The sequence below is a fragment of the Burkholderia sp. AU16482 genome (genome assembly GCF_002223285.1).
Classification (GTDB): Bacteria; Pseudomonadota; Gammaproteobacteria; order Burkholderiales; family Burkholderiaceae; genus Burkholderia; species Burkholderia semiarida.
Genome location: NZ_NKEY01000006.1, coordinates 1,753,693 through 1,766,749 on the forward strand (window position 1 = coordinate 1,753,693; position 13,057 = coordinate 1,766,749).

Below are 13,057 nucleotides of genomic sequence, written 5' to 3' on the forward strand. Positions count from 1 at the left end.
CACGGCCCGCCACGATCGCGAGATTGCCACCCGTCGCGATCTGCGTTCCCGTGTCGCTCGACACCGAATGCTCCGCGTGGTTGCGAGAGTCCCCCTCCGCCGCATCCTGACTACTCTGGCGAACCGCCTTCAAATTAACGTCGTTGTTCGCTGCGAGCACGACATCGCCGGTCGTCGCAATAACCGCCGCGTTGGCGTTCAGGTTCCGACCAGCAGCATTCAGCTAAAGAAGATGTTCTTCAACACCACGTACACAATGAAACTCATCATCGCAGTGAAACAGCACCACCAGATGATCTTCTGCTTTCGCGTCTTCGGCGTTTGCCCAGGGAAGCTCATCATAATTACCACCTAACTCCTGTTTTACCTTGGTCGACTGTATAACCCATCCCGGCCGATGCCGGGTTACTAGTTTTACCAAGGTTTGCGCCAGCACCAATACCAATGACTGTCGCAGTTCCATTACCCGGCGAATACACGATACCACCACCGATGACCGATAAGGCACCCGTCCCATTACCAGCGTACCCAGACAAAAAGTTGTTTGTCTGTCCCGGCCGCACCGAGCTTTGGTTAAGCCAACCGAATTGCACGCTTGCAGCGGCATTCACAGAATTTGGCAGTGCCTTGTTCACGCCGTAACCAAAGTACGAGTTCCCATCTCGCGAGAACGTCCCCCACACACTACCCACGAAATAATCAATCTGGAAGTTCACGAAGTCCGGAGCACGAGCCAAGCCCGGATTCTTGCCCGTCGTCGTCGCGTGATACGCGAACCCGCTACCCTGCGCTCCCTTCACAATATACGCCTGCAAATCCGGATCACCCGGCCCCAGCGATTGCGTCCACACCGTCTGACCGGCCTTGTTCACGCCGTACCGTGTCCACTCCGTCCCGTCTTGCGGCTGGTCGCCCGATGCAACGCGTACATTGCCCGGCAGCACACCACCATCGCTCATCACCAGATCCATTTGCGCCATCTGCTCTTGAATCTGCTGCTCCGTATATTTCCCGCCGCTCTCCGCCGCCAGTTTCTTCGCTAGCGTCTGTTCCTTCGCTTTGCTGTCCTCGTGTAACTGCCGATTAAACCGATCAGCACTCGCCCCAGTCAACGCTCCAGTCCCGCCACCGACCAATGTCCCAGCTCCACCAGCCAGCACATTCGATGTCAGATTTCCCAGCAGTTCGTCGACGTTCTTGTTACCCGTCGGCCCTGAATCCTTGATCGACTGCGCAATCTCATTCAGTTGCGGAGCGAGCTTCGCCGACACACCAGCACCGGCAGCGCCACCAACCGCACCCAAGCCACCGCCGGTCAACCCACCCGTCAGCGCACCGCCGGCAATGTGTAGCGCAACACGATTGTCACCACCCTCGGCCCAACTGTTGGCCTCCTGCTGGTACTGTGCCTGGAGCGTCGGATCGGTCGCGTTGTTCGCGTTCGTCTGTGCCTCCTCCCGCTTCTTATCGGCGTAGCTCCCAATCTGCTTCGCAATCGTCTCCGCCGCCGCCTGCGCCGCGTTGATCAAATCCGACTGATTGCTCAACACCTGCTGCAAATCCGGCGTCTTGCCAATCGTCCCATTCAGATTCGATGTCTCACGATTGAGCGTCGCCACATCCTGCTTCTGGTTCGCCTGATCCGTAATCGTGATGGTACCGGTACTGATCGCACTCTTCGTACTCGCGCTGCTGCTGTCGCTCTCGCTCACATACAGCGGCTGGCCGCCACCGGTATTCTTCCCGCTCGTCGGCCCGTGCGTCGCGTAATTGCTGCCCCCATCACCCACACCACCACCAGCACTGATTCCGAAGCTACTCGCGTTGTAGCTCAAGCTGTTCTGAATATCCGAGAACGACAACGTCCCGGTCGTCAGCTGATTCTTGTCCGGCGTCGCCGTGCTCGCGATATACGCACCCTTCAGGTCCGTATTGCCCTTCACGTTGATGTCGAAGCCACCGTCCCCGGCCCGAATCCCAGCCTGCTCGTTCACGCCCGCATAGTTACCGCTCGCATGGCCGTTCTGCATGCTGACGCTGGCGCTCGCACCGCCCTGACTGACGCTGAACCCACCACCCGAACTGCTCTGGTGGGCTTCGCTGCGGCTCGTATCCTGCACCGACGCGAGATTCAGGTTGCCGCCCACATCCGCAATCACCTTGTTGGCGTTGACGTTGGCCCCAACGATATTGGTATCGCCGCCGCTGATGATCGTCGCCGTATTGCGCGCGTTGACGTGTGTATTGTTCTGCGTCGCCGCATCCGAATTCGCATCGCCGTGCGCACGCGACATCGACGCCGAGACACCAAATCCGCCGGTGCCATATGACACGCCCACGCTCGCGCTCTTCGATTCGTTCGTGCTGCGCGTGCTGTCGGTATCCGTGCTGTTGACCAGATTGACCTTGTTCGTCGCCTGCAGCAGCACGTCCTTCGCGTTCACGTCCGATCCCTGGATCGTCACGTTTCCTTGGCCCGCGTTCTTGTCGCCCGTCGCGACGAACGCTGCCGTGCCGCCCGCCTTCACGCTGCTGCCGTTGTTCTGCCTGCTGTCCTCGGTGAATGTCGTCTTGCTGTGCGAAGAACCGAAACTCAACTCGATCTTCGCCTCCGGCTTGCCGTTCGGATCGCTCAGCGCCTTGGTCATATTGCCCGTCGCGCCGACCAGATCGGCCATGCCGCCGGCCGCGGCGATCGCATGCAGCGCGGCGGCACGTCCGTCCTGGCTGCCGCCGGCACCCTGCGCCTGCTGATTCACGTTCTGGATCGCATCGATCACCGGCGACTTCACGGCCAGCGTGAAACCCGAACTCTTCACCTCGTGCGTTTCTTCGTGATGGCGATCGGTCCGCGACGCATCGATCGTCACTTCCTTCGCGATGCCCGTCACGTCCTTGCCTGCAACAATGTCGGAGCCCGTCACGTGGAGTTTGTTGCCCGCTACCATCGACACGCTGCCGTCAGTGCTGCCGATCAGGCTGCCCTGCGAACCCTTCACCGTGTCGCGGCTGGTATCGATGGTCTGGTTCGTGCCGTACGAAATCCCCGCGCCCGCACTGCCGAGGCCCGACTTCTTCACGTCCTTGTAGTGATATTCGCTCGAGGCCGTGTCCCCTGTCGTAACCGTCAGGTCGTGACCCGCAGAAAGACTCACATCGTTGGTTGCCGCAATCGTCGCGGCCTTCGCCGTCAGGTCATTGCCTGCCTGCACCGCGACACTGTTACCCGACAACGTCGTGCCCACCGCATTGGTGTAACTGCTCGAATCGATCGTGTGCGTCGATTTCGACGACAGGAAGCCGTTTTCCTTGTGATAGTGCTCGTCGTTCGCGCTCGCGCTTTGTTCACCGGCATTCAGATTCACATCATGCCCGGCGCTGATGCCAATCGCACCCTGCGCATTCGCATACGCGGCCGTCGCATTCACGTCATGGCCCGCCACGATCGCCAGATTGCCGCCCGTCGCGATCTGCGTGCCCGTGTCGATCGACGCTGAATGCTCGGCATGATTGCGCGCATCCCACTTCACCGCATCCTGGCTGCTCTGGCGAACCGCATTCAAATTGACGTCGTGGTTCGCTGCGAGCACGGCATCGCCGGTCGTCGCAATCACAGCCGCATTGGCGTTCAGATCCCGGCCGGCGACGGCTTGAAGCGTACCCGCATTGACCGTCGATATACGGTCGATGCCGGTCGCGCTGCCATTCGCAGCCTTCGCCGAGCTGGTCGTGCTCGTCAGATTGAGGTCGCGGCCAGCCGACAGCGCTACAGTGTTGCCTTGAATCAACCCGCCGAGATTATTGAGGTCCTGGCTCGCGCTCGCGAGCACGGTTCCACCCGATACCGTGCCGCTGTTGTCGATCGAATCGGCATGAATGATCGTGACGTTGCGGCTGGCGATCGTGCCGGAGTTCTTGTACGCGCCATTGGCATCGACCGTGACCTTCTTGCCGGAGATGATCGTGCCTTCGCCAGTCACGTCCGCCGCGTTCGCGCGCAGATATACCTGCGGCACCAGCACCGTCTGCTGACTGCCGTTCGGCAATGTCACCGTCTGATTCACGAGCCACACGATGTCGCTCGTCAGCGCAGCCATCTGCGCGTCGGTCAGCGCCGTGCCGACATTCAGCCCGAACTGCTGCGACGCCTTCACGCCGTTCGCCATCAGCGCTTCGTATTCCTTCTGATTGTCCGTATAGTCACCGATGAACCGCTGGCCGGTGGTCTGGATGATCTGCTGCTGAACGAGCTGCTGCTCGTAGAAGCCATCGCCGATGCGCTTGAGGACCGTATTCGGATCGACCTTGAGCGCATCCAGCATCGTGTCGCTGGACAACCACTTCCTGTAATCGGTAAAGCGCGGGTCCGTCTCGATCAGGAAGTGGCTGCCCGGGTCGCTCGTCACCCGATACAGCGCGTTGTTCGGCAGGCGCGTATTCGGCGTGACCGTGCGCACGACTACATCGCCGACATTGGCCTTCACGGCCGATACGGTCCCGACGCCGACGTCCGACACACCCGAGCCGACCAACACATGCCCGCCAACTTCCTTGCCCGCTACTGGCGTCACGCCCGTACCGCTTGCACCCTGCGCAGCGGATGTCGCCGCCGCCACGCTCTTGATCGGATCGGACGGTTTGCCCGGATCGGCCAGCACCACCGGCAGATCGATCGTTTGTGACGGAATAGCCGGCGAGTAGTTGGTCGTCGAGGTCGCGCGCTCGTCACCGCTGAAGGCCCCGCCGGACTGCACCCAGGTATAGATCGCCTTGCCCGAGCCCGTGAACGTTTCAGTACCGGTCGCGCCGATGTTCTGCACGTTCCTCGGATGGTTGCCGTCGCCGGCCACGATCTGGCTCTTGTCGTTGACGCCGGACGGCGTGTTGATCGTGATATGACGGCCAGCGGTAACCGTGCCGGGTTGCGAAGCCGTTACCACGTCCCCGGTCGATTTCACGTCTACCGTGTAGACGGTATAGGTCTGGACGAGCCGGCTCGACACGTCCGCGTTATAGCCGGCGAGCGCCTGATCCAGCTTCTGGTAAGCGGCAACCGTAGCGTTGTACCACTGCTGGAACGGTGCGCATGCCGCGTTTTTCGAGGTGAGGCACGATGGGCTCGGGGGATCGAAGGGCTTCGGCTTCACGCCAGTCACGTCGGCTTCGGTGGGGGGATTGATCGAAAACCAGTTGCTACCGACATTGCTTCGACCAGCAAACAGTGCGGCGGGCCCCGTCATCGCGAACGGCCCCTGCGTGACCCACGCCGGGGTTGCATCGGGCGGCGGCGTCACGCCGAACGTCGTCCAGATATCGGTCGGCACCGTCCGATACGCACCGGTCTGCGCGGCGACCGCCCCGCTACCGAAGTACTTGGCGGGGTACGCCGTGTTATCGATCTTGCCCGCCACCCCGTTCATCGTGTACTTCGCATACTCGGCAAACGGATATTTCGTCGATGGCAGCAGAATGAATTTCTGATCGTCGTCCAGCGCCCACTGGTAATCCGTGCCCGGATGGATTTCCTGGCTGTTCTTCTGGTACAGGTAGACCGTCGACGGGTCGATCTTCTCCGTCGAGCCCGGCACCTGATACCAAAGCTGATTCCCGCTGTCGGTCGTGACGGTCGTGGTCTGGAAGTTCGAATTCAGGTTCTCGAACCGGTTTGCGCCGATCGTGATGTCGCGACCGGCGTCGATCTGCGCGCCGTTGTTCGTCACGGTCTGCGCAGCACCGGTTGCCTGATGGTTCGCGTCCAGCGCGCCGCCGACACGAATGTCGTTGCTCGCGTACATCAGCGCGTTGTTCTGGTTCATGAGCGTCTGCGCCCCGATGTCGAGGTCACCGCGAGAAGCAATCACGCCACTGACACCCTGGGCATTCCGGTCGTTGACAACCGTGTTCGCGCCCACTGCAACCGTGTCGCCGTAAATCCGGCCACCGGCATTCGTGATCGTGTCCCCGGCCGTCACCGTCGTTGTGCCGCCATCGATCAGACCTTCGTTCGTGATCGACTGGTTCGCGTGAATGTTGGTCGCGTTACCACCGATAATCTCACCGGTCGCACGGTTCCGGATCGAATTGGCGCTCACATTGGCGACATTGCCCGCCGACAGCGTGCCGCTGTTGTCGAGCGTGCCGCCGGCCGTGGTCGTCAGATCATGACCGGCCACGATCTGGCCGGCGTTGGTCAGATCGCCTTGCGCCGTTACGTCGACGTCGCCCGATGATTGGAGCTTGCCGTCGTTGCTCAAGGTCCCGGTCGAGACCGTCAGTTGCTGACCACCATTGATGTCGCCCTGGCTGTTGACCAGCGTATTCGCTGCCGTCAACGTTGCAGAGCCTTTCGACTGGATGCTGCCCGACGTGTTGTCGATGATCGGTGCGGTCAGCTTCGCATTCCTGTCCGCTCGAATCGAGCCGGACGTATTGTCGATCGCCTGATTCGCATCAAGGGTGACGCTTGCGCCTTCCATCCCGGCAGTCAACCCCGGCACGCCTGCGGTGGTCGGCAGCGTTGAATTGGCAGTCTGCGCATTGCGAATCGTATCGCCCGTCACCCACAGCGCGCCGCGCGCATGCATGGCACCGCGCGTGTTATCGACCGTCGTACCGGACACCGTGACATCGCTGTTGCCGCCGATCTGGCCGGCCACGTTCGACACCGTACCGGCGCTTCGCACCGTCAGTACGCCGTCCGCCACGAGCGAACCCGCATCGTTCGTCACGGAAGCAGCGTTGACGGTTGCCGCACCGCTCGACGAAATCGCACCACCTGCGTTGCTCAGTGCTCCCGTTGTCAGCGTGACGCCATTGCCGAGAACCTGACCACCCGTGGATTGCCCTGTCAGTATGCCGTTGTCGAACGTCTGGCCGTGCGTATCGAGATCGACCGATCCCGTCGCCTGCACCAATCCCGACCGGTTATCGAACGCCCCCGAACGGCTCGTCAGCGATTGGCTCGCCGCCACGTTGCCGAGCGTGTTGTCGATCGCACCTTGTCCGGACGCGAGCGTGACGTTCGCCCCCGTGATCGTACCGCCCGAGTTCAGCAAGCCGGAATTGGTGAGCGTCGCGTCCCCCGAGGCCAGCAGCTTGCCGCCCGCATTGTCCGTCGTACCGGATGTCGCCACCGACAATGCGCCGGAGACGGAGCCGATGGTGCCACCGCGGTTCGTCACGGTGTGCGCCGCCACGGTCGTGTCGTGTGTCGTCGCGATCGTGCCACCTGCATTCGTCAATGCGCCTGCAACATTGAGCTTCGCCGCGTCCGCCGAAACCGCGCCTTGCGAATTGTCGAACGTGCCGGCCTGCGTGTTCAGCGCATCGGCAGCGGTAATCTTGCCTTGGGTATTGTCGAGTACCTGCGAGACGATCAGCGCCATGTCGCCGTTGGACGTGCCGATCTGGCCTGCACGGTTACTGAGGATGCCGGCTGTCGCGGACAGCCCGCTCGCCCCCACCAGCTTGCCGCTGTCGTTCGACACCGTGCGGGTTGCGGTCAACGACAACGCATCAGACGATGACCCGATCTGACCGCCCGCATTGACGAGATCCCCCGCCTGGACCTGTGCGCCGCGCACGGCCGTCATACTGCCGTTCGAGTTGTCGATCGTGTCGCTTGCAACGACGAGCGCATTGGCCGAACTTACCGTACCGCCAACGTTCGTCAGAGACTTCGTCGCACGCAGCGCCGTGTCGCCGGCGGCCGATCCGATCACGCCCGCCGCATTGCCAACGCTGTTTGCCGTCACCGACAGACCATTGCCGCCGACTATCGCGCCGGACTCATTCGAGACCGCGCCCGTCGCCGTCACGGTCAGCATATCGGTGGTGCCGATCTTGCCGCCCGTATTGACGACATCGGTCGCGGTGATCCGTGCGGCGTGCGCGCTCACCGATCCAGCCGAGTTGTCGAGATGGGCCGTGTGAATCGACAGATCGTTCGCGGACGCGACCTTGCCGTTTGCGTTGTTCAGCGATTGCGTGACGTCGAGCGAGGTATCGCCCGCGACGGACCCGATCTGGCCCTGTGCGTTGGAAACCGCATTCGCCGTCAGCGTGAGACCATTGCCGCCCGCGAGCTTCCCGTTGTCGTTCGACACGTTCCCGGTCGCCGTCAATGTCAACGCGCCCGTCGACGTGCCGATCTCGCCGGCCACGTTCGTGAGCTCGGTTGCCGCGATCTGCGCCGTGCGTGCAGTCATGTGCCCCTGCGTATTGTCTAGCGCGCCGGCCGAGTTCAGGGACAGTGCGTCCGCCGCCAACGTCCCCGACCGGTTCGAAACCGATTGCGCGGTTACGTTCGCGAGGCTGTGCGAACTGATGGTGCCGGAGTCGTTGACCAGTTGCCCCGCACTCAGCGTCACGTTCTGTCCGCTCATCGTGCCGGCGACATTCGACAACGTACCATTCGTCGTGACGTTGACCGCGCTGGCCGCGTTCACGGTTCCGTGGTCGAGCGTGACGTCGTTGGCGAACAGATTGACGTTGTCGCCCGCGGCCAGTGTGCCGCTGCTCGTCACGTTCGCGGCGCGCGCCGTGACGGAGCCACCGCCGACGAGATTGCGTGCGGAATCCGCGCCCGCGTATGCCAGCCCGCTATTGTTGAACGACGTGGCGGCTGTCAGGTTCGTGTTGCCGGCCGACGAAATCGTTCCGGCGTTCGACAGCGCCCGAGACGCGTTCAGATCGGTGGCCTGCGTACTGACAATCGTGCCTTGCTGGGCGACGTTGGCGCCATCGATCCGGGTATTCGCGGCCGACTGAAGACGCGCCGTCGGCGCAATCGTCACATCGCCGTTGTTCGAGACTTGAATATCGCCAGTCAGTGACGTGATGGAACCGGCATCGCGCACACCCACGCCGGCCTCGGTCCCGATCATCCGGACGCTATTGGCGAACATGCTTCCCAACGCCTGCACGTCGATCGCGACGCCCGGCGCGGCATCGGTACCGTTCCGCGCCTGCGCGGTGTTGCTCGCATAGTCGACCCGGTTCGTCCCCGCCACCGCGGTGATAGAATCCGCCCACACCTGGCCGTTGATCGTCATCGCGCGTGCGATCAGGTCGATCGCGCTGCCATGCGCGTCGAGCCCCGCACCGGCGATGCCGATCTGCCCCTGCGTCACGTTGAAACCTGCCAACGTGCCATCCGGATTGAAAGTCGGCACGCCCGTCGTCAGCGTGACACGCGGAACATTCAGAAAGCCGCAACCCGCACAGGTGATGCCTGCCGGATTCGCGATCACGAGATTCGCGCGATTGCCGGCGATCTCGGTGGGCCCGAGCAGTTGACTGGGGTTGCCCGACGTGACCTGGTTGACGATCACGCGCGCGGCGTTGTTGCCCAGGAATGGATTGCCTTGCACCCAGCCGGCGAGTTGCGTCCGCGAATCCCGGCCGCTGTTGACCAGCACGGCCCCCTTCGTGCCGACGTTGTACTGCGTAAAGTTGTTCAGCGAGACGCCGTTCTTCGGTGCGGTAATGTTGACGAGCGGTACGCCCGATGCCGACACTCCGACGACCGGATGGGTCGGACCGCTTCGATCGGGCGTGATCGGCAGCGTTGCCTGCGCTTCGGCAACGAGCGGCTGCATGCCGAACGTACAGAGCGCGGCGAACGCGGTTGCGCGTGCCGCAAACCAGATCGAGATTCCGGAATCCACCGACACGGGTCGAGTGGCTGGCCGCACGCGAGCGCGTTCACCGCCCCCGTGCGCCGATGCGTATTCGTCAACCGCTACCAGCATGCCGCGCACGGCACTGAAGACCAAGCGAAAGATTCCGGAATTCATGATCGTCTTATTCTTGAATGCATGTCGAGCCGGCCGTCCACGCATCGCGAGAATGACCGGCCGCTACTCACGTTACTTGCAGCTCAGTGCCGCCAGACCGTTGATGTTGCCCGTCGTCGCGGCCGGGATGCCGTACGACACCACCAGATACGGTTGCTTCGCGTCCGTGCCCATGACCGTGCTCATCAGCGCCGATCTGGTTTTCGAGCTGAGCTCCGCCAGACCAATCGCGGAGGTTCCAACGAACGACTGGTTCTGGTCGCTGCCGATCGAGTACTGCAGATTCAGCGTGTAGTTGATGGCCGGATGACCAAAGGTGTCGGTACCGCTCGTCAGCGTCGCCGTGGCGCCATTCAGCGAACCCGGCGCCGTATTGCCGTCCGTCGACGTCGGACGCGTTGCGAACGCCAGCGAGCATTGCATTTGCACGGGCGACGTCGTATCGATCGCAACCGGCACACCGATTGCCCATACTTGCCCCTGATTGGCGTTGTACGTCGCGCCTGCCGAATCGGCGCCGTCCGCCCAGCGGCCGATGGCGATGTCGCCATTGCCGGCGAGATCCGTCACGGTGCCTTTGGTCAGGGTCTTGATCGTGCCCGACGAGTCGTAGGGGATCGCGACATAAGCACCAGGCGCCTGCTCCTTGAGCGACGCGGTCGGCTGGGACAGGGCTCTGAGCGTGTAATTCCCGTTCGGCATCTGTCCACCGTTCCACGATGCGGGCGGCATCAGAATGCGGACCGTCGAAACCTGGCTCGAGATCGATTGGGATTGCCCTTCCACGCGAATCCCCGTCGAAGACGACGCACTACCCGACGGCGCTCCGTTCGACGACGCGCCATTCGATGCCGCGCTGCCACCGCCACCACCGTCGTCACCACCGCCACATGCGCTCAGGCCAAGCGCCGCCACCACCACGAACGTTGCCGTCGCGGCTTGCAAAAGCCGATGCTTCTCGTACCGGTGCTGCATGGTTACTCCTTCTTCTGATTGACGATCTGATTGACGACCAACAGGACACCGAGTCGAGATCGACGCCCCGCTCGGCCCGCCCCGCTACGCTTAGAACAACGTGCTGACCTGGAACAGCAACGTCGGCGACCCCGTCTTGAATCCTTCCGGCTTCGACAACGGGAAGCCGAGCGATACGTCGTAGTTCAGCGCGGCGCCGAGCACGTTCTTCGGTGCGAGATTGCCGCGCATGCCGACGACGGCGCCGACCAGCGTTTCGCCGAGCAGGTATTGCGCGGCCGGTCCCCGCACGCGCCCGGCATCGATGCCGGCATAGAGCGCCTGCGTACCGACAGGCGTCGGCACGTACCAGTCGAGTTCGTTGGAAACCACCCAGCCGCTCTCGGCGGCGAGCGTCAGTTGCTGATCGAAGCCACGCACCGCGTAACGCGTGCCGATCGTGAAATAGTCGGAAGGGGTCAGCGGCGTACGTGCGTTCTGCATGTTCCAGCCGAACTGGTACGAGAACGCCTGACTGCCGATCCTGAAAGGAACTTGAGCGCCGAGGCTTGCCAGTTCGACCTGCGTCTTGCCGTCGAAGTCGGGAGTGCCGACCACCGTGCCCGAATGGCTGGAGACGCCCGGCAACGATGCGCGCCACGCGAATGAGCCGTCGAGCACGACATTGCCGATGTACTGGCGATGCGCGATACCCAGTTCGTAACCGATGATGTCGCGATGCTGCACCGGAATGTCGACACCGTCGATCGCGTTGCGGCTGATCTTGTGGAACAGGTTGCCGTGAATTTCGGTGCGCGCGTGCGCGTTCCGATAGATCACGCCGGACAGCCCGGCCTGAAGTTGAGACTGAACACCGCTGTATTCGATCGGCTCGTCAAAACCCGCGACCGTCTGCTTGTACCGCGAGCGGCTCGCGTTCAGCGTCAGCATCGCGTAACCGATCGGCACGCTGTAGTTCGCGGAGACGGACTGATTCCCCTTCGCGGATGCGCCAATGTTTGCGTTCGTCGTGCCTGCGATCTGCAGTTGATCGTACAAGTGAAACGGGGAATCGAAGGTGAACGAGCCCGACAGCTCGTACTTGCCGGTCGAATCGAGACCCGCGTTGTCCGCGCCGATGACGGCATGCCAGCGCTTGCCGGTGCCCGGATGGAACACCAGCTCCGAGTCGCCCGGATTCATGCCGGGTGCGATGTCGAACGTCGCATCGGACTGTGACTGGAGACGGCGCACGTTCTCGAGCCCCTGATCGATGTCGCGCTGATTCAGCAACGCACCGGCCGATGCCGGCAATGCCGCGCGCGTCCAGCCGATCGTCGGTTTGCCGGCGCGGATGTCGCTGATCCGCCCGGGAACCACACGAAGCGTCAGCGTTCCGGCTTGCAGCGATTGCACTGGCACGAGCACGCGTGACGTCACGTAGCCACGGTCGATCAGTGCGTTATTGGCCGCGTCCTGAATCTGCTTGAGCGCGGCCTTGCCGACGCACTGGCCGACGACCGGTTGCAGAAAACGCGCAAGCCATGCGAACGCATTGTCTTCCAATGCGATTGCCTTGATCGGAAAGCACGGATTATCGAGCGGCAAGTTGTCGACGCCGGTTGTCGATGCCTTCTCGCCCGTCGGCGTCAGGACGGTCGGACGAGGATTCAATTCCTTCGTCGCGTCCAGTTGCTGTTGTTGCAAACGCTGGATTTGCGGGCCAGACGTGATCTCGGACGGCGGAACGCCTTGCGCGAATGTAGAAACGCTCGCCAACGCCGAAATCAACGCTGCCGAAGTTTCTCGTTTCTTCACTTGTTAGCCGCGTAATGATTGGTCTCTCGCGCCGCAATTTATCAAAACACTCGAAAGCACAGTGTCAGAAATTGCAATGCCGTACCAATATCCTCAGCCGTGAATGTTCACCCGCCGTGGCTGCATGATCGGCGATCGCGGCGTACTCCAATCAGATATGCACAAGTCAATCCCTCTAAAAAGCAAAAAAATTGACACTTCGAAAAGGTTATCCAATAAAAATCACGCATCAAAAACAGAGCAGTTTCTCTAGGGAGACCGCCAGGCAAAAGAGGCGCCATCGCCCCCACATCAACTCAATAAATCATTGATTTATTTAGACCACTCGCAAATCAACAAGGAGTACCGGGCACATCTCCGTGGAATCGCCCTGCGAGACTTCATCGTTCTTACGAAAATCCCAAAAACCACCCTTAATACTGAGATAGGAAATATCAAAATCTGGACGATTGACATTCCTCACCGCCGTTAATCCACTGATCATCGAC

Annotated in this window: 4 protein-coding genes; 1 reads left to right on the forward strand and 3 read right to left on the reverse strand. The window is 61.9% G+C overall.

Features of this window, described 5'->3' with window-relative positions:
• Positions 1-67: 67 nt before the first annotated feature.
• Positions 68-355 carry a hypothetical protein gene (locus CFB35_RS25210; RefSeq protein ID WP_059584550.1) on the forward strand — a complete coding sequence of 96 codons (288 nt, stop codon included), beginning with the start codon at positions 68-70 and terminating at the stop codon, positions 353-355.
• On the opposite strand, the gene CFB35_RS25215 is transcribed toward CFB35_RS25210, so the two are convergent.
• The 3 genes from CFB35_RS25215 to CFB35_RS25225 form a co-directional block, all read right to left on the reverse strand.
• Positions 345-9,797 (reverse strand): hemagglutinin repeat-containing protein, encoded by a 9,453-nt coding sequence (locus CFB35_RS25215; RefSeq protein WP_089465709.1) that lies wholly within the window; start codon positions 9,795-9,797, stop codon positions 345-347. The two genes, CFB35_RS25210 and CFB35_RS25215, sit on opposite strands and share 11 nt — an antisense overlap.
• Before the next feature lie 72 nt (positions 9,798-9,869).
• On the reverse strand, positions 9,870-10,772 hold the full coding sequence (locus CFB35_RS25220; RefSeq protein ID WP_059584548.1) for a hypothetical protein: 903 nt from the start codon (positions 10,770-10,772) through the stop codon (positions 9,870-9,872).
• 90 nt (positions 10,773-10,862) lie between these two features.
• Positions 10,863-12,569 (reverse strand): ShlB/FhaC/HecB family hemolysin secretion/activation protein, encoded by a 1,707-nt coding sequence (locus CFB35_RS25225; RefSeq protein ID WP_059584547.1) that lies wholly within the window; start codon positions 12,567-12,569, stop codon positions 10,863-10,865.
• Between the last annotated feature and the right edge of the window lie 488 nt (positions 12,570-13,057).